The sequence below is a fragment of the Flavihumibacter solisilvae genome (assembly GCF_000814475.1).
Taxonomy (GTDB): domain Bacteria; phylum Bacteroidota; class Bacteroidia; order Chitinophagales; family Chitinophagaceae; genus Flavihumibacter; species Flavihumibacter solisilvae.
The window spans coordinates 73,935-92,088 of record NZ_JSVC01000045.1; the positions used below are offsets into that span (position 1 = coordinate 73,935).

Below are 18,154 nucleotides of genomic sequence, written 5' to 3' on the forward strand. Positions count from 1 at the left end.
GTATTCCTATTTTTGCTTTATGCCGGCTCCACTTGCAGAACGTCTCCGCCCCAAATCATTGGAAGAACTGGTCGGACAGGAACACCTGACCGGAAAGGGCAGCATTTTACGCACTTCAATTGACCAGGGGAAAGTTCCTTCGATGATCCTGTGGGGTCCTCCGGGCGTCGGCAAAACGACCATTGCCAACATCATCGCACATACACTTGATAGTCCTTTTTACACATTAAGCGCCATTTCCGCGGGGGTCAAAGATGTTCGGGAAGTAATCGAGATTGCAAAAAAGCAGGATAAGGCAATTCTGTTCATTGATGAAATTCACCGGTTCAATAAGTCGCAACAGGACGCTTTACTTGGGGCTGTAGAAAAAGGGACAATTACCCTGATCGGGGCTACAACTGAGAATCCTTCCTTCGAGGTAAACAGCGCCTTGCTAAGCAGGTGCCAGGTGTATGTTCTCAAATCCCTTGACACACCCCAACTCATTCAGCTGGCACAACAGGCAATAGATACAGATGAATGGCTCAGCCAATTTAAAATTCAGTTGAAGGAAACTGAAGCCCTGGTACGTCTTTCCGGCGGTGACGCACGAAAACTGCTTAACCTTCTTGAACTGGTAGTACAATCTGTATCACAAGAGGAAGCGGTACTTATCGAAGATGAACTGGTAATGGCGGTCGCGCAACAGAAACTCGCCATGTACGACAAGCAGGGTGAGCAACACTACGATATCATCTCCGCCTTCATCAAATCAATTCGCGGAAGCGACCCGAATGCCGCAGTATATTGGCTCGCCCGAATGATCGCAGGCGGGGAAGATATTAAGTTCATCGCACGGAGACTGGTGATCCTGGCCAGTGAAGATATCGGCAATGCTAATCCCAATGCATTATTACTGGCAAATGCTGCATTTGACGCTGTCAACAAGATAGGCAACCCGGAATCAAGGATCATCCTCTCACAATGTGCAATCTATCTTGCGACTTCACCAAAAAGCAATTCGAGTTACCTGGCGATAGATGAGGCGCTGGCCTTAGTGCAGCAGACAGGAGATCTGCCGGTACCGCTGCATATCCGCAATGCACCTACAAACCTGATGAAAAACCTGGGCTACGGCAAGGATTACCAGTATGCGCACGATTATGATCTCAATTTTGCCTCGCAGGAATACCTGCCTGAGGCAATAAAAGGCCGCAGTTTTTACAAGCCTGGAAAGAATGTGCGGGAAGAGGAACTCCGTAAATTCCTGCAACAACGCTGGAAAGAGAAGTATGGTTACTGATCCGGACCGCCAAAAAAACAGAAGACAATGAACCTGAACTGGATATTAAAAAGATTTGATGAGCTAACTCCTTTTGAACTGTACCAGTTGCTACGCCTCAGAAGCGAAGTATTTGTGGTTGAGCAGAACTGCGTTTTCCTTGATATGGATAACAAAGACCAGCAGTGCTGGCACCTGCTGGGATGGGACGGTGACCTGCTGGCAGCCTCAACCCGGCTTGTTCCTCCCGGAATGGCCTATGCGGAGATGTCTATCGGGCGTGTGGTAAGTTCTCCACAGTTGCGTGGAAAGGGAATTGGGCGTGAACTTATGCTCGAATCGATCAAAGCTGCGCACGAACTTTTTGGAAAAAATAACATTCGCATCGGAGCACAACTATACCTGGAAAAATTCTACCAGTCACTCGGTTTCCACACCGACGGCGACGTGTATCTCGAAGACGGAATCAAACACGTAGAGATGCTATACCAGCCTTCGTAATTGTATCAGGTAGTTTTACTCGGTTAAAAAAAACTTCCCAATTATTATACGAGAGTATTCCTATTGGGCGTTTATCCCATTATCCATGTAACCGTTAGAAAACGAAATCTGATATTCATGAAACAGCGATTATCCTATCTTATGCGTAAATGTGCCATCCCATTGCTGGCGCTTACATTTACACAATCCTCCTACAGCCAGATTGGTCTATTTAATGAACTCGAAGCTGGTATTACCATAGGGCCATCTAATTTCCTGGGTGACCTTGGCGGAACACCGGGAATCGGAAGGGGATTCCTGAAGGATAACAACTTTTCCAAAACAAAACTTATTGTAGGTGCGCACATTACGGCAATACCTGCACAATATTTTGCACTAAGGCTTGCAGTAAACTATGGTACGCTCGCAGGTGATGACAAGATCATCAAAGGCAAGGGCGGATACGAGGAAGCACGGAAGTTCCGCAACTCAGATTTCAAATCGAAACTGGCTGAAGCCTTCCTGGTGGCGGAAGTATATCCTACTGTATTCTTTGAATATGACCCGGAAGATGTATGGCATAAGATCCGTCCCTACGGTCTCATAGGTGTGGGTGTATTCCATTACAACCCGCTTGGATCTGATCCTTCTACAGGAGAATGGGTACCGCTGAAACCATTGAACACTGAGGGACAGGGTTTTGCGGAATACCCGGACCGCAAACCTTACAAGCTTACGCAGATGAATATTCCAATGGGACTTGGTGTAAAATACTTTGTGTCTGAAAACACAAGTGTTGGATTGGAGATAGTGCACAGAAAAACATTCACTGACTATATTGATGACGTTAGTACGCAGTATATTGATCCAGACCTGTTCGATAAATATTATGGAGTAGGATCCCAGAAAGCAAGACTTGCGCGAAGGATGGCAAACAAGACAGACCAGACCAGTGGTGCAAGTGCAGCGTTTGGCCCCGGTGATAAGCGCGGAACTCCTGACAATATGGATGCTTACTATTCAGTTGGAATAAAACTAAATTTCAGACTTGGTCGCCGTGATGACGGTTACAATTACCGTTCATTACAATGCCCCACATTACGCTTCTAAACCCTGTATTTCGGATGATCCGTACCCTTTTTTCCTTAAACCCGAAATCCGAATCACATGAAGCGCGCCATCGGCCTGCGCCTGATCGCGACTATTGTTGCGATTTCAGGCATTTTGTTACCGAAACAGCAAAATGCCCTCCAGGCAGCAGGTACTGAAAAACAAGACAGCATCATTATTCAGAAAACAATTAATAACAATAACAACAACAAACATCAGGTAAACATTTACACAAACACCTCCCAGAAAGTACTGTTCTTTTCTGCCAGCGGCGAAAATAACAGGGTCTACAAGCTCCTGCTGTTCCGTAAGGAAGGCAGACTGATCAAACAAAGCAAGGTCCGGAACAGGGAAACCACTGTTGTAATCAAACCTGAAAAAGGTATTTATTTTTATGAAGTCCTGATGGACGACGAGCACGTTGAAAGCGGCACCATAACCGTCATATAAGTTCTTTAAGTTCTAACCAATAAGCGGCAGGGAAATTGGTAAAATCTCAATATCCGGTTTGAAAGAAAACCTGATCCGTTCCCTATCTATAGTACCCTTTATGAAACGATTTTATTAATCACTCCCTGCCATCGCTTATTGGGATCTCAATTCTTCTTTCACAAACCTTGCGGTATGGCTTTCTTTAACCGCAATCATATTTTCAGGCGTTCCTTCGAACAGGACGCAGCCACCGCCATCCCCTCCTTCCGGCCCGATATCGATGATATGATCAGCTACTTTGATTACATCTAGATTATGTTCGATCACCAGTACGGAATTACCACGGTCGACCAATTTGTTTATCACATCAAGCAGGTGTTGAATATCCTGGAAATGAAGGCCTGTAGTTGGCTCATCGAGGATATAAAATGTTTTGCCGGTATCTTTCTTGGATAATTCAGTAGCGAGCTTCACCCTTTGTGCTTCTCCACCGCTGAGTGTTACTGCCGACTGGCCAAGCGTGATGTACCCCAGCCCAACCTCCTGAAGCACTTTTATTTTCCTGTGGAGGTACGGCACTGCCTGGAAAAATTCTACTGCATCATCAACGGTCATATCCAGCACATCACTGATTGACTTCCCTTTATACCTGATTTCAAGCGTTTCACGATTGTATCGTTTGCCATTGCATTTTTCACAATGAACATACACATCAGGAAGGAAATTCATTTCAATCACCCGCATTCCACCACCTTCACAGAGATCACACCTGCCTCCTTTCACATTAAAGGAAAATCTGCCTGCAGCATATCCACGGATCTTTGCTTCCGGAACCGCTGCAAACAACTGCCTGATCTCGGTAAAGAAACCGCAATAGGTAGCAGGATTACTTCTCGGGGTACGCCCGATTGGTGACTGATCGATCTCAATTACTTTATCTACGTGTTCCAGGCCCTTTACCGATTTATATGGAAGAGGCTTTGTTTTTGAATCATAACAGTGTTGCGACAGGATTGGATAAAGAGTTTCGTTTATAAGCGTTGATTTCCCACTGCCACTTACCCCTGTCACCAGGATCAGCTTACCCAGAGGAAACTTTACACTGACATTCTTCAGATTGTTCCCTGAAGCACCTTTTAGTTCAAGCGTCTTTCCGCTCCCCTTCCTGCGTTCACCGGGAACGGGTATACGCTTTTGGCCATTCAGATACATTGCAGTTTCAGAATCCGAAGCAAGTACTTCCTGCGGTGTTCCCTGCGCTACGATGCTACCCCCGAACTTTCCCGCGCGCGGACCAATATCTACCAAGTGATCAGCAGCCATCATAATATCCTTATCATGCTCTACGACCAGTACACTGTTTCCTATATTCCTGAGATTCTGTAATGCGGTAATGAGGCGGTGATTATCGCGCTGATGCAAACCGATACTGGGTTCATCAAGCACATAGGTGATTCCCTGCAACTGCGAGCCGATCTGTGTTGCAAGCCGGATGCGCTGCGATTCTCCACCGCTGAGTGTTTTGGATGACCTGTTAAGTGTCAGGTAAGTCAACCCTACATCAATCAGAAACTGCAGCCTTTCGCGAATCTCTTTCAGGATGTCTTTAGAAATCAGCTTTTGCTTGTTAGACAGGCGGCTTTCCAGCCCGGTGAACCATTCCAGCAGCTTATCAAGATTCAGTTCACTTAACTCAGAAATATTTTTTCCGTCAACACGGAACCACAGGCTTTCCTTCCTTAACCTCGCACCATTGCATGTGGAGCAGGTACTGAGTTCCATATATCCTTCCACCCACTCCCGGATGCCTTCGGAAGAAGCTGAAGTAAACCATCTTTTCAACTGCGGGATAACCCCTTCAAATTCTTCCGAATATAACTGTCCCGATACGGCTCCATCTTCGAAATTTACAACGGTATCATCATCACTGCCTGCCTCATTACCATACAATACCATGTTCAATGCTGAAGCGGAAAGTTCATTGACGGGTTTCTTCAGGTCTACTTTATACTTCTTTGCCACTTGTTGCACCTGGCGGTATGAATAGGCATCCCTCTCTTCCCCGAGCGGAGCGATCGCTCCTTCTTTTATACTGAGATCCCAGTCTGGGATGATCTTCTCCATGCTGATCTGGTACACGGTGCCTAAACCTTTACAGTTCGGACATGCCCCATAAGGAGAGTTGAAAGAAAAACTGTTCGGGGAGGGCTCTTCATAACTGATTCCTGTGTCTTCGCACATCAACTGCCGGCTGTACTGAATCACTTTGTCATTATCATTCAGTAAAAGAAACATCAGCCCCTTGCCTGCCTGCATACTCTTCTGTACACTCTGGCTGAGCCGGACTTTCATGTCAGGTGTAACCGGCATCCTGTCAATTACCACCTCAATATCGTGGATCTTGTAGCGGTCCACCTGCATCTTCGGAACAAGATCTTTTATTTCACCATCGACCCGAACTTTGACGTACCCTTTTTTACGGATATCCTCAAAAAGCTCGCGGTAATGACCTTTCCGGCCTCGTACCAACGGTGCGAGCAAGCTTATCTTCTTTCCACTATAACGCTCAAAAATATTCTCAACGATCTCTTCTTCGGAGAATTTTGTCATCAGTTTCCCCGTATTGTAGCTAAATGCATCCGCTGCGCGGGCAAACAGTAACCGGAGAAAATCATACACTTCGGTTATCGTGCCAACAGTCGACCGCGGGTTTTTGTTCGTCGTCTTTTGTTCAATGGAAATCACAGGTGAAAGTCCGGAGATCTTATCAACATCAGGCCTTTCCATATCGCCCACAAACTGCCGTGCATAAGCGCTGAAGCTTTCCATATAACGGCGCTGTCCTTCATTGTAAATGGTATCAAATGCAAGTGAAGACTTACCACTGCCACTAACGCCTGTGAATACAACCAGCTTGTTTTTGGGAATGGTTATATCAATATTTTTCAGGTTATGTTCACGCGCACCTACTACTTCTATTGTTTCAATGTATTGTTCGGATTTTCCGGCTGATTTCTTTTTCTTCATTTGAGTTTCAGAATATGCAAAAATACAACAAGCACAGAAAGGAATGGTTTTTGCCTATAGGATGGCAATTATATAAATTTGCGGCGCGTAGCCTATACAGACAGATATAACCTAAAAACACCAGGAAAATGAAAAAGATCGCAAAACCATTATTAGTTATCGCAGCCGGAATTACCCTGCTGAGTGGTTGTAAATCAATGAACAAAACGCAAAAAGGCGCTGTCATCGGGGCCGGTGGCGGAGCAGCAGTTGGTGCCGTTATCGGTAAGGCTGCAGGTAATGCAGGCCTTGGTGCAATCATCGGAGCAGTAGTTGGTGGAACAGCCGGCACCTTAATCGGTAAAAATATGGATAAGCAGGCTAAGGAAATTGAACAGGAAATCCCTGATGCCAAAGTAGAACGTGTGGAAGAAGGGATCGTTGTGGAGTTCAACAGTGCAATCCTTTTCGGGTTTGACAGGTTCGACCTGAGTAGTGAATCCAAGACAGAACTGGACAAACTGGTTAAGATATTGAACAAATACCCCGATACCGACCTCGAAGTTGCGGGGCATACTGATAGCAAAGGGTCTGATGAATACAACCAGATGCTTTCAGAAAAAAGAGCGCAATCAGTTTCACAGTATGTTACTTCCCACGGAGTGACAGGAAACCGCGTCAAGCCTAAAGGTTACGGCGAAACTGCTCCCAAATATCCTAATGATTCAGATGCTAACATGGCAAAAAACAGGCGTGTTGAATTCCTGATCACTGCTAACGAAAAAATGAAAGCAGAAGCCAAAAAAGAAGCAGGCCAGCAATAAGCCGGCGCTACAAGAATAATAATTCAATCGACACTTATGAAAAGGACAATTCTGACTATGATCGCTGCTGCAGGCATTTTGATGTCTGCCAAAGCGCAGCAAACTACAACCGGTATACATTTCATACCACGTGTAGGAGTAAACTTTACCAATGCAACTGTAACGGCTTACAGTTCAGATTACGATTACAAAATCAAAACGGGATTTCACATCGGCGCAGATGTTGAGATACCGATTGCTGATGAGTTTTATTTACAACCCGGACTTCTATTCAGTACCAAAGGCGCTAAGGCGAAAAATACCGACAACGGAGACATTAATCTCTCCTACATCGAGGTACCCGTTTCCTTCATGTACAAACCTGTGCTGGGAGAGGGCAGGCTTATATTGGGTGTTGGCCCTTATGTTGGCGTTGGCGTAGGCGGTAAAATCAAAGAAGATGGCGAGGATGATGTTGATGTAGAATTTAAAAACGAAGTCAATTTTGAAGACGTATTCTCCTCAGAAAAAGCCTACCTGAAAAGAACAGATTTCGGAGCCAACTTCACAGTGGGCTACGAACTGGCTATGGGTGTAGTTCTGCAACTGAATGCTCAGCTGGGTCTTTCCAACAATGCGACAAAACTGAATAATGCACCCTCCGAATTTGATGACCAGAAGTTCAAAAACACCGGATTCGGCCTGTCAGTAGGCTACCGTTTCTGATTGCCAAAAAATATTTTTTGGAGATTCAGGCAGTTCGCATATATCTTTGCGCCAGTTCTTTACAGCATCGCTTATCAAGAAAGGCAGAGGGAAATGGCCCGATGAAGCCTTGACAACCTGTTTTGTATGCCCCCGGGCATATGAAGTAAGGTGCCAAATCCAGCCCGTGATTACGGGACAGATAAGTCGGATGAAAGCTTCTGCAGAATAAAACTTCTACATACAGCTCTTCTGATGATTTATCGGAAGAGCTTTTTTATTTTATAGCACTGCTCTTTCGATCTGAACTTGGTAGGTGGTGTCGCTGATAACCTGTTTTGCAACAACAAAAAACTGTTTAACAATGCAAGCGACAACACAATTATTGCACAGCATCCCGGTGGATGCACAAACCGGCGCAATCGCCGTTCCTATTTACCAGACAAGCACTTTCGTGCAGGACGCCCCAGGCGTTAACAAGGGTTTCGACTACAGCAGGACCAATAACCCTACCCGCCAGGTGCTGGAAAAGATCGTAGCCAAACTCGAAGGAGGAAAAGTTGCTGCAGCCTTTGCCAGCGGACTAGCAGCTATCGATGCCGTGATCAAGTTGCTGGAATCAGGAGATGAGATCATCGCCGTGGACGACATTTACGGAGGCGCGTACCGACTGTTTGAAAAAGTATACAAAAAGTTTGGGATCAGGGTAACTTATGTCGACACTACAGACCTGGGTGCCATCAACCGCGCAATCACATCCAAAACAAAACTGATCTGGATTGAAAGTCCAACAAATCCAACTCTCAAGATTTCTGACATCGAAGCCATTGCAGCAATAGCAAACCGCTACCGGATCCTGCTGTGTGTTGACAATACATTTGCTTCCCCTGTCCTCCAGCAACCATTACTTGCAGGCGCAGATATCGTTGTACACAGCGCAACAAAGTATATCGGCGGGCACAGTGATGTGATCGCAGGACTGGTGATCACCAAAGACGAAGACTTGGGAGCACAAATAAAATTCTACCAGAACGCCTGCGGTGCTGTGCTGGGACCGTTCGACAGCTTCCTGCTGATCCGCGGCCTTGAAACCCTGCATCTTAGAATTACGCAACATTGCCGTAACGCAGACCTTCTTGCCCGCTACCTCACAGCACATCCGCTGGTGGACAAAGTTTACTATCCTGGCCTCCCGGATCACCCGAACTATGAAACTGCACGGAAACAACAAAAGGACTTTGGCGGCATCGTGTCTTTCAGTCTTAAAACTGATACAGAAGAGGCAGCAACAAGTTTCGTGACCAATACACGCCTGTTTCACCTGGCAGAAAGTCTCGGAGGCGTGAAGAGCCTGGTAAGCCACCCTGCCAGCATGACACATAAGAGTATAGATGCAGAAGTAAGAAAGAAGGCGGGCGTAACAGACAGCCTCATCCGATTAAGTGTGGGACTGGAAGATGCGCGCGACCTGATCAGCGATATTGAAACTGCCCTGGCAATAACCGGAGCCACAATTCAAAAGACCGGGGAAAAGCGAAAACAAGCTGTTCCCGAAAACTGTTAATAAAGCAAGCAAACAAACGAACGATGAGTTATCACAAGCAACTAACCATTGGGTTATTCGGATTTGGAGTAGTAGGTGAAGGATTGTACAAAGTATTACAACAAACCCCTTCCCTGAGTGCTTCCATCAAAAAAGTCTGCATCAAAGATCCTGCGAAGAAAAGAAATGCGCCCGTGTCGCTTTTTACGACGGAAAGAGACGAACTGCTGAATGATCCGGATATCAATGTGATCGTTGAAGTGATTAACGAAGCCGGGCCGGCTTTTGAAATCGTATCAACCGCTCTTAAGAATGGCAAGTCGGTAGTCAGTGCGAGCAAGAAGATGATTGCCGAGCACCTGCCGGAACTCCTCCAGCTGCAGGAAGTAACCGGGCAGAGCTTCCTTTATGAATCTGCCGCGTGCGCGTCCATCCCGGTAATCCGTAACCTTGAAGAATACTATGATAATGATCTCCTTCACGGGATTAAAGCAATTGTAAACGGATCAACAAACTTCATCCTGACTAAGATATTCGAAGACAAACTCGACTTTCAGCAGGCCCTGCTGCTTGCACAGCAACTAGGCTTTGCAGAGTCTGACCCGAGTCTTGACGTTGAGGGTTATGATGCTGTGAACAAGTGGGCCTTCCTGTTGACGCATGCGTATGGCATAATCGAGCACCCGAACAACCTGCTGTTCACCGGCATCCAGAATATCCATTCCATGGATGCCCGGGTTGCAGCTGAAAAAGGACAACAGATCAAGCTCGTTGCACAGGCACAAAAACTTCATAATGGCCAGGTTGCTAGTTTTGTTATCCCGCAATTTGTTCCCCAGGACGACCACCTCGCATTCGTGAAGCATGAATACAATGGAGTGGTTATCGAAAGCGGCTTTTCAGACAAACAATTCTTCTATGGCAAGGGCGCAGGAAGTTTCCCAACTGCGTCTGCGGTATTGAGTGATCTTTCAGCATTGCGATACGATTACAAATATGAATACAAGAAACTATACCACCACCAGCCCAACAAGCTCACCAACGATTATTACCTGAGGGTTTACGTAAGCTTTACCGACTGGAAACACATTCCGCGTGAAAAATTCGAATGGATCGAAGAATGGCACGCCCGCGAAGAAAGAAAGTATCTCGTTGGTGTACTGCCCGTTAACGAACTGTTGCAATCAGACTGGTGGAAGACAAACGCAACCTCTTTAATACTCACGCCTGATCCTGTCATTGAGGATATCGCGATCAAACAGCTGAAGAAAAAGAGTCTTGAACTTGCCGGTATTATCTGAACAGCACCGCAGCAACGATCAGCGTAACAATAATATTAAATCCCTGCGCAATAAGGAAACCGTACAGCGGTTTCCTGTTGTCGTGGTGAAAAAGATCAGCAAACCTTGTTTCCAGGCCGATGCTGGTGAACGCGAGCACGAACCAAAGAGTTTGTACATGTTTGAGGGGCTCTTTCACCAGGTCGATTGTCTGCTTTTCCAGGCCAAAGGAAAACAGAAGTGATGCAGCGAGAAAACCGATTACGAATTTTGGGAACCGCTCCCAGATGACCCCAAGTGTTGGCTTCCCATTTTGACCAAGTGCCTCCTGGTTATTGGTATAGGTCCAGTATACTGAAATGGCAAACGCAGCAATGCCCAGCAGTACATTCTGTGCGAACTTCACGATCGTGCTGATTTTGAGCGCCTCTTCTCCCACAAGTGTTCCAGATGCAACGACAGCTCCGGTAGTATCGATGCTGCCACCTAGCCATGCCCCTGTAACTGCTTCAGGAAGATGCATAAGCTTTGCCAGGTAAGGCATGCCTATCATCATCGGAATAGCAGTAACAAGAACCAGTGAAATGACGTAGGAAAGTTTTTTTGTATCGCCCTTAATAGCCCCGGCTGTTGCAATGGCAGCAGAAACTCCGCAGATGGAAACGGCACTCGCAATCATGATGCGCAGCTCCTCGTCAACCTTCAATTTTTTACAAACCCAGTAGGCGAAATACCAGACAGACACAACGACAATCAACGCCTGCAGTAGTCCGAAAGACCCCGCCTTCAGAATATCTGAAAAGATCACACTGGTACCCAGCAGCACAAGGCCAATCTTGACATAAAGTTCTGTTGACAAGGCCTGCCTGAACCAGTCCGGCAGTCTGAACAGGTTGCTGATAAGGAGGCCAAGTGCGAGACTGAAAATCACTGCTTCAAGATTAAGTGAACGCACCTGACTGTTTCCCGCGAAAAGGAGGGCAATCATTGATATCAGGAACACAACCGGGAAGGTCAGCAGGAATGCTTTCAACGATCGCTTCAGTAACAGCGCACCCAATGCTGCAACAATCATTATCCCTGCAAGGAGCAGGAGAATATTTGTAAGATTGTCGCCGCTGAATATTTTTCCCGCCAGCACTGAGCTGTCACTCCAACTGAATGCAGGAAACACGATATGCAAACCGGCGACAGTTACAAAAATGATCAGGAAACCAAGAATCACTGCTGTCCAATCTTCGGTAACTAGGGGCATTTTATTTTCTGCTGCCATGTTTTACGGATCTGTTATTTAATTCAAATTAAAAAAATCTTTCAATGCGGTCTGCGCAGCATGATAACCACACATACCATGCACTCCGCCCCCGGGAGGCGTGGAGGAAGAACAAATATATATTCCCTTTGCACTTGTGCGGTAAGGCGAAATCCGCAATGCCGGGCGGGAATACAACTGGCCGATGTCGAGCCTGCCACCGTTAATATCACCGCCGATGTAATTGGGATTATATTGATTCATTTCTGTTGTATTCATTGTACTGCGGGCAAGTATAAGATCGCGAAAGCCTGGAGCAAACCTTTCTACCTGATGTTCAATGGCAGCCGTCATATCATTTTCCGAGCCATTGGGAACATGACAGTAGGCCCAAACGGCCTGCTTTCCGAGAGGCACCCTGCATGGGTCAAATACACTTTGCTGCGCCAACAGAACAAATGGTTTTTCGGGATGCCTGCCGGCCGCGATTTCACTTTCCGAATGCATTATCTCCTTTATTGTTCCGCCAAGGTGTACGGTACCTGCCTGCCTGCATTCTTCCGACCTGAATGGAACAGGTCCGCTAAGTGCCCAATCAACTTTAAAAACGCCCATTCCATACCTGAACCTGCTCAGCTGCCGACGGTAAAACGATGTGAACCGGTCACCGGCGATATCCAGGAGCTGTTTTGGTGTACAGTCAAACAAAATAACTTTTGATGATGGCAGCTGATCCAGGTTTTTAATCATACAACCCGTCCTGATCGTGCCACCTGATTCCGTGAAATATGCGGCAAGCGCATTCGCGATCGATTGGGATCCGCCGACCGGTATCGGCCAGCCATAATTGTGCCCAGCGGCCATCAGGACAAGCCCGATTGCGCTGGTTGTCAGGTCTGAAAGCGGTAACATGCTGTGAGCAGCCATGCCAGCCCACAGGCCCCTTGCCTGTTCGGAACGAAATCTCTTGCTAAAGCCGCTGGCCGGGCGCAGTGCCTGAATTCCAAAACGTGCCAAAGCGAAAGGATTACGAGGGAAAGTCAATGGACCAAGCACATCGGCTGAGATCTCCGGCCATTCTTTTGCCAGCCAGCTCAAGGCAGAGTGATAAGCCTGGCGGTCGACACCCAGTCGGTCAGCCGTTTCGTCGACAGAACGGAATAATGCTGCGACAGTACCGTCATCAAAAGGATGAGCTGCACACACAGGTGGCTGTACAAACTTTAAACCATATTTCTCAAGCGGCAACTGACGGAAAAAAGGCGAGCTGACGGCAAGAGGATGAATGGCAGAGCAGATGTCATGACGGTATCCCGGAAGCGTGATCTCAGCTGTGCGAAGCCCTCCACCTATGGTTTCTTTTCCTTCTATCAGCAGCACCCGCAGGCCTTTCTGCTGCATTGTTATTGCTGCAGCCAATCCATTGGGTCCGGATCCTACGACGATTGCATCATAATCAGTACGTGCCATTTTTATTTCCATTTTTCAGGCTTCAACAATACCTCACCGTCTCTTTTGATCTGCCAGGAAGTGACTGGGTTCAGATGGTATCCACCCATTTCTTTGCCGCGGGCAGCAACCAACTGGTCAAGAGTCGGCTGTTCATATCCGGTATCATCAACAGCCCTGCTGCGAATCTCCGTTGGTTCGCCGTTCCATTTCCAAATGTACCTGAAATATGTGTGTGCCATGTCAAGTACCGGCATTTGAAGGAGCGCTGGTGCCCAGTGTCTGCCCGCGTCCGTGCTTATTTCCACCTTAGTGATCTTTCCCCGGCCGCTCCATGCTATCCCCCTTATTTCTATCCAGCCTTTTGTAATCTTTACCGGGTATGCAGGAAAAGTAATAATCGAGCGGGCATCCATATCGAAGCTGAACTGACGGATCTTTCCACCTTTGATCGATTCAGTGTACTTGGAGGTTTCCTCACGCGTCATAAATGGCTGATCCGATACTTCTATCCGGCGGATCCATTTCACCGAAGTGTTACCTTCCCAGCCGGGAAGGAAGAGTCGGGCGGGATAACCCTGTTCAGGCCTTAACGCTTCCCCATTCTGACCGTAGGCTATCATGCCATCGCGTATTCCCTTTGCCACTGGAATGCTGCGGGTCATTTTTGCAGCGTCCGAGCCTTCCGCAAGGAACCAGCTTGCCCGTGGATCTATTCCAACTTCCCTGAACAAAGTGGAAAGCAAAACTCCCGTCCATTCGCTCTGGCTTGTGAGTCCGCACACCTCCTGTGGAGTCATCCGCTCCTTGCCAGTCCTGAAATTTCCGGAACATTCCAGGAAGGCAATCCGGGAAAATGAAGGAAGCCGTTTCAGGTCGCTGAGCGTAAAAACGGTTGGACGACTTACCATTCCATGAACCAGCAACTGGTAACGATCAGGATCGATAAACGGGACACCCGCATGGTGCCGTTCAAAGTGAAGATCGGAAGGTGTCATCGTTCCAACAAGGTGCTGCAACGGTGTGCGCGCAGAAATATCTGAAGGTTTCTTTACCAATTGCTCGAAGGGCGAACGGGTACCGATCTTGCCCGAAGGCACTCCCTGTATTGTAGTGGGATCTGCCGGTGGTTTATCTCCAGGCACAAGCGCGTGGACCAACTGGCCAGCGGTTGTCTTAACCAGCGCTATTCCCGCAGCAGCGGCGGACGCAGCCAGTATAGCCCGCCTGCTGTATATTTTTTTGTTGTTCATTTCACTCATAGGGTTTAAGCCAGTCTACCGCACTTCAAAACCACCATTTCGGTCATCGGGCACAAATTTTCTCATTGCCGGCATTTGTATTTTAGGAATCACAGAGGCATCGAGTACGACAGTATCTGGAATCAAACTGTTCCCGGCTAAAATAAAAGCTGTCAGCCCGTACACCTCATCGTTAGTAAGGCTGCCCGGGGCATTAAAGGGCATTGCACGCCTGATATAGTCAAATACCGTAGAGGCATAGGGCCAGTACGAACCGACAGATTTCGATTTGCTTGTATCACCCGGCAGACTTACCAGTTTTCCAAAAGTGTTATCATCTGCGTTTGCGCCATGACAGGACGCACACTTCTGCGAATAAACAATTTTACCCGACCTGGCATCACCTTCACCTGCCGGAAAACCTTTTCCGTCTGGCCGCACATCATCATCCCATTTCCGGATGAGGGTATCCGTTGCCGGAACCCCCAATCCGAATAATGGGTTGTTCTGTTCTTCAGTAGCATACTGGTCACAACCGCCGCAAATAATGTTCAGCAGCAGTATTGCAGTTATCCATATTCGGGTCATCAATATTTTCCTGCGTTTAACGTGCTTGCAGACAATGCGTAGTTCCTGTTTACGCGGTTCAGCACGACCTTAATTGAATCTTTATTTTCGTTCAGGCCTGTCAGCACGACAATATTGCCATTGTCGGCAGTACTGTACTGCAAAATCATCCTGTTCCGGTTTTCTAACGATCTAGCCTGGGCGAACTCACGCCTGCGCCTGGTTGTCTGCGCCTTTGCATCAATTTTATCCACTTCATTTCCTATCCTTTCCCTTGCTGCAGGTGAGATCCATTCTTCCGGCTTCCAGAGCACAGCATTCGTCCGGACTGCTGGTTTATTCCTTACTGCAGGCGATTGCAGGTTCTTGTCAGAACCGCCGTCTCCCCCTACCCCGGCCGTCCGGTTTCGCCTGTCTGGAATTGGCTTGTATTTATCTTCGAGGTATAGTGTCTGTTCCTTCTCATCGGCTTCATAGTGAAACACCCGCTGACCGCCTGCGACACCGCTAACTTCAAAAGTCCTGTTTACATCGCGTTGCGGATCGCCACCTCCGTTCGACAGGTCAAGTGGTGTCGGACGATTGACCCTGAATGTCAGGGTTGACCAGTTTTCAAATGTCACTTCCTGCCATCTCAACGTGTCCTGGGCATTTGCGGGAAGCACGTTATTGTTTAACCTGAATTCTGCAACTGCATAGTTACCTCTTAATTGCAGTACACCTGCTACCGACGGCTGTTTGTACGGATCGTAAAGGAAATTAACCAGCTGCAAGTAAAAGAAGACGACAAGGAACAACAGGAGCACGCCTGATTTCAATCCTACACGTGTTATTTTTAACCACTGTGGCAAAACAGGGTAAAACCCGAAAGGCTGAGTTACCCTCTCCCTGATAAGCAGGTTATACAGCCTGGGAATTTCAGGCACCAGCAAAAAGGCCGACAGCAAAACAAAATAAGAGCTGTAAACATGCACACCGCCATCATAGGCAAAGTTCACATATACAATATCTCCTAATGCTCCGAACAGGAGAACTGCACCAATTGCAGTTGTTTTACGAAACAGCAACAGCGATCCCGCAAGCACTTCAACAATGCCTGCAAAGATCTGGTACCAGGGCACTATCCCAATTGAAAGCCAGTAGATCTTCTGCGCAGTAAAATCTCCAAAGTCTGTATTCAGCAAGCCAAGTGACGGGTAAGGCATCTGCACCGGGAGTAACTTGGTAAACCCGAAACCAATAATTCCAATGCCTGCCCGGTAACGTACCACGGCTCTGAGCCAGTAGTAAAGAACCTGATATTCGCTTCTTTCTGTGCCCCGTGCCCTTACAATCCAGGACCAGGCCAGTCCAACCGCAATAGAAATCAATAAAGTCGTTACCCAGTTGGCATATCCGAGCAGATTGCTGCCAAAAATAGTATTGCCAAAAATGTTGATACCTGACCCGAACCTGGCAATATCATACAGATCCCGGTAATGCAGGCTCGTCCAGTCAATAGCGATCACATGCTCAAACCATGCAACGCTGTTAGGTATGCAAATGCAGATGAAGAAAATAACTGCAATGCGGAAGAGTATTTTCTCATACGCAGTCCATGCCGAAGGTGTAGCCACAAGGCGTTCCTTAATTTCCTGATTTAATACCAGGTCGTTCGCTGTTGTAACCAGGGATGACATAAAAAAGTTTTTACGTTTATAATCGGATGGCGCCTCTTCTACCAGTCCTCTTTGCTTCCTCTATCAGGTATTTCTTATTGCGCAGCTTCAACACAACTTTCAGGTTGTCGTTATTAAAGTCGTTTCCTGACAGTATGAGAGTTGATTCGTCTGGCTGGCTGTAAACAAACTGCAGAGTCTCACCTTTATAATGAGGATTTTTGTTGGACAGAGTGAGTATGTGCTTCGCCGGATCAACGATATAGCTGTAGTAATGTCTTCCGGCTGATCCCTCAAGTTCGTATGTTCTCAACCTGTCGTCACTTTCGAAGTGCTCGGTATTATTTGAATCGATCGCTACATTTCTTGAGGACCTGATGCTCACCGTTGGCCACTTTTCAAATACCACATCCCGCCACCGTCCGGTCCAAACAGAATCATACGGCACTGCTGTTCCATTCCGCTCAAACTCAATGACGTTATAGATTCCATGGACTCCGCTCAGACCGCTAGCAGCGGGGAACTGGTATCGATCCGCGGCGAATGCCTCACGGGTACTAAGGGCATAGAACAACACAAACACCAGTACGAAGGAAGCTTTCAACACAACACGTCCCGCCCGGAGCCAATGTGAAGGGAATTCCGGTTGATAGGTATTCGGATTTGCGGGCCGTTGCAGGATCAGCAGATCGATAAGCCTGCGTGCATCGTATGACAACACAAATAATGAGAGAATGATAAGGTAAAGGCTGTAAACTGTTTCTCCGCCCTCATAAGCGAGATTGGACATGAATACATTCCCCAGATAAATGGAAATGATAAACGCACCTATACTTGCTGTTTTCCGATACAACAGGAGCAGTCCGCATATAACCTGTACAAGCCCGAGGAACGACTGGTATCCAGGTACAATGCCCAGGCTTAGCGAAAACAGTTTCCATCGTGTAAAATCGCCGTAAGCGGTATTCAGGTTACTGAGTGAAGGATAAGGTGCCAGTAACGGATGGTACATCAAAAACCCATAGGCGAAAATTGCCACAGCGAGCCGGTATCTGGCCAGCGCCCTGACTCCATAGTATAGTAGTTCTGCCTGTCCCGTCTTTTCCCTGCCAATCAATACCCAGGCGATGCCGATAACGAATGCAATCACTGCAACTGCTGCCCAATTCAGGAAAGTGTCCGGCCCCGGATAAATGCGCGGAGTATAATGTGCCAACCTGAAAAGATTGCTGTAACCCGGCTCACTCCAGTTAAGGGCAAACAACTCCTGCCAGAACTGGGGCGTTACCGGCACACATAAGAAGGCGAACCAGGTGAAGCAAAACAGGATTGCGATTCTACGAATTGCCATATGAATTTGATTAATT

Annotated in this window: 15 protein-coding genes and 1 riboswitch; of the genes, 8 read left to right on the forward strand and 7 right to left on the reverse strand. The window is 47.3% G+C overall.

Annotation, left to right across the window (positions count from 1 at the left end; genetic code table 11):
- The first annotated feature begins 19 nt into the window (after nt 1-19).
- From OI18_RS22815 to OI18_RS22830, 4 genes are all read left to right on the forward strand, one after another.
- Nucleotides 20-1,282 carry a replication-associated recombination protein A gene (locus OI18_RS22815; protein WP_039144446.1) on the forward strand — a complete coding sequence of 421 codons (1,263 nt, stop codon included), beginning with the start codon at nt 20-22 and terminating at the stop codon, nt 1,280-1,282.
- Nucleotides 1,283-1,309: 27 nt separating this feature from the next.
- The gene (locus tag OI18_RS22820; protein WP_039144449.1) at nt 1,310-1,762 is read left to right on the forward strand and encodes a GNAT family N-acetyltransferase; all 453 of its coding nucleotides are present in this window, start codon (nt 1,310-1,312) and stop codon (nt 1,760-1,762) included.
- 117 nt (nt 1,763-1,879) lie between these two features.
- Nucleotides 1,880-2,851, forward strand: a complete 972-nt coding sequence (locus OI18_RS24090; protein WP_152616946.1) for a hypothetical protein — start codon at nt 1,880-1,882, stop codon at nt 2,849-2,851.
- Between the two features lie 57 nt (nt 2,852-2,908).
- Entirely contained in the window at nt 2,909-3,301 is a 393-nt protein-coding gene (locus OI18_RS22830) for a hypothetical protein (RefSeq protein ID WP_039144451.1), read from the forward strand.
- Between the two features lie 135 nt (nt 3,302-3,436).
- Here the strand turns inward: OI18_RS22830 and uvrA are convergent, their stop codons facing one another.
- A complete protein-coding gene (uvrA, locus tag OI18_RS22835) occupies nt 3,437-6,310 on the reverse strand; it encodes an excinuclease ABC subunit UvrA (protein WP_039144452.1) in 2,874 nt (957 codons plus the stop codon).
- A 128-nt stretch (nt 6,311-6,438) separates the two neighbouring features.
- On the opposite strand from uvrA, the gene OI18_RS22840 reads away from it, so the two are divergent.
- From OI18_RS22840 to OI18_RS22855, 4 genes are all read left to right on the forward strand, one after another.
- Entirely contained in the window at nt 6,439-7,113 is a 675-nt protein-coding gene (locus tag OI18_RS22840) for a YiaD family glycine zipper/OmpA-like lipoprotein (RefSeq protein WP_039144454.1), read from the forward strand.
- Between the two features lie 36 nt (nt 7,114-7,149).
- Nucleotides 7,150-7,818, forward strand: a complete 669-nt coding sequence (locus tag OI18_RS22845) for an outer membrane beta-barrel protein (protein WP_039144456.1) — start codon at nt 7,150-7,152, stop codon at nt 7,816-7,818.
- 68 nt (nt 7,819-7,886) lie between these two features.
- Nucleotides 7,887-8,006, forward strand: a riboswitch (SAM riboswitch).
- Between the two features lie 155 nt (nt 8,007-8,161).
- Complete coding sequence (locus OI18_RS22850; protein ID WP_039144459.1) at nt 8,162-9,361, forward strand: trans-sulfuration enzyme family protein; 1,200 nt, start codon at nt 8,162-8,164, stop codon at nt 9,359-9,361.
- A 23-nt stretch (nt 9,362-9,384) separates the two neighbouring features.
- Nucleotides 9,385-10,641 (forward strand): homoserine dehydrogenase, encoded by a 1,257-nt coding sequence (locus OI18_RS22855; protein WP_039144461.1) that lies wholly within the window; start codon nt 9,385-9,387, stop codon nt 10,639-10,641.
- Here the strand turns inward: OI18_RS22855 and OI18_RS22860 are convergent.
- Genes OI18_RS22860 through OI18_RS22885 form a run of 6 tightly spaced genes read right to left on the reverse strand, consistent with a single transcriptional unit; the run spans nt 10,634 to nt 18,138 of the window.
- A complete protein-coding gene (locus OI18_RS22860) occupies nt 10,634-11,893 on the reverse strand; it encodes a YeiH family protein (RefSeq protein ID WP_039144464.1) in 1,260 nt (419 codons plus the stop codon). The two genes, OI18_RS22855 and OI18_RS22860, sit on opposite strands and share 8 nt — an antisense overlap.
- 18 nt (nt 11,894-11,911) lie before the next feature.
- On the reverse strand, nt 11,912-13,342 hold the full coding sequence (locus OI18_RS22865; protein ID WP_039144611.1) for a phytoene desaturase family protein: 1,431 nt from the start codon (nt 13,340-13,342) through the stop codon (nt 11,912-11,914).
- A 2-nt stretch (nt 13,343-13,344) separates the two neighbouring features.
- The gene (gene soxC / locus OI18_RS22870; RefSeq protein WP_072039069.1) at nt 13,345-14,574 is read right to left on the reverse strand and encodes a sulfite dehydrogenase; all 1,230 of its coding nucleotides are present in this window, start codon (nt 14,572-14,574) and stop codon (nt 13,345-13,347) included.
- 24 nt (nt 14,575-14,598) lie between these two features.
- Entirely contained in the window at nt 14,599-15,150 is a 552-nt protein-coding gene (locus OI18_RS22875) for a c-type cytochrome (RefSeq protein ID WP_082038101.1), read from the reverse strand.
- Nucleotides 15,150-16,808: a hypothetical protein gene (locus tag OI18_RS22880; protein WP_039144467.1), complete on the reverse strand. Its 1,659-nt coding sequence runs from the start codon at nt 16,806-16,808 to the stop codon at nt 15,150-15,152. Before OI18_RS22880 ends, OI18_RS22875 begins: the two co-directional genes overlap by 1 nt.
- A gap of 16 nt (nt 16,809-16,824) precedes the next feature.
- On the reverse strand, nt 16,825-18,138 hold the full coding sequence (locus OI18_RS22885) for a DoxX family protein (protein ID WP_152616947.1): 1,314 nt from the start codon (nt 18,136-18,138) through the stop codon (nt 16,825-16,827).
- Between the last annotated feature and the right edge of the window lie 16 nt (nt 18,139-18,154).

Excerpts from the sequence above, each read along its gene's own strand:
- OI18_RS22850 (WP_039144459.1), top strand. The coding sequence starts at position 8,162 with ATGCAAGCGACAACACAATTATTGCACAGCATCCCGGTGGATGCACAA.
- OI18_RS22885 (WP_152616947.1), bottom strand. The coding sequence starts at position 18,138 with ATGGCAATTCGTAGAATCGCAATCCTGTTTTGCTTCACCTGGTTCGCC.
- OI18_RS22875 (WP_082038101.1), bottom strand. The coding sequence starts at position 15,150 with ATGACCCGAATATGGATAACTGCAATACTGCTGCTGAACATTATTTGC.
- OI18_RS22860 (WP_039144464.1), bottom strand. The coding sequence starts at position 11,893 with ATGGCAGCAGAAAATAAAATGCCCCTAGTTACCGAAGATTGGACAGCA.
- OI18_RS24090 (WP_152616946.1), top strand. The coding sequence starts at position 1,880 with ATGAAACAGCGATTATCCTATCTTATGCGTAAATGTGCCATCCCATTG.
- OI18_RS22880 (WP_039144467.1), bottom strand. The coding sequence starts at position 16,808 with ATGTCATCCCTGGTTACAACAGCGAACGACCTGGTATTAAATCAGGAA.
- soxC (WP_072039069.1), bottom strand. The coding sequence starts at position 14,574 with ATGAACAACAAAAAAATATACAGCAGGCGGGCTATACTGGCTGCGTCC.
- uvrA (WP_039144452.1), bottom strand. The coding sequence starts at position 6,310 with ATGAAGAAAAAGAAATCAGCCGGAAAATCCGAACAATACATTGAAACA.
- OI18_RS22840 (WP_039144454.1), top strand. The coding sequence starts at position 6,439 with ATGAAAAAGATCGCAAAACCATTATTAGTTATCGCAGCCGGAATTACC.
- OI18_RS22845 (WP_039144456.1), top strand. The coding sequence starts at position 7,150 with ATGAAAAGGACAATTCTGACTATGATCGCTGCTGCAGGCATTTTGATG.
- OI18_RS22865 (WP_039144611.1), bottom strand. The coding sequence starts at position 13,342 with ATGGCACGTACTGATTATGATGCAATCGTCGTAGGATCCGGACCCAAT.
- OI18_RS22820 (WP_039144449.1), top strand. The coding sequence starts at position 1,310 with ATGAACCTGAACTGGATATTAAAAAGATTTGATGAGCTAACTCCTTTT.
- OI18_RS22855 (WP_039144461.1), top strand. The coding sequence starts at position 9,385 with ATGAGTTATCACAAGCAACTAACCATTGGGTTATTCGGATTTGGAGTA.
- OI18_RS22830 (WP_039144451.1), top strand. The coding sequence starts at position 2,909 with ATGAAGCGCGCCATCGGCCTGCGCCTGATCGCGACTATTGTTGCGATT.
- OI18_RS22815 (WP_039144446.1), top strand. The coding sequence starts at position 20 with ATGCCGGCTCCACTTGCAGAACGTCTCCGCCCCAAATCATTGGAAGAA.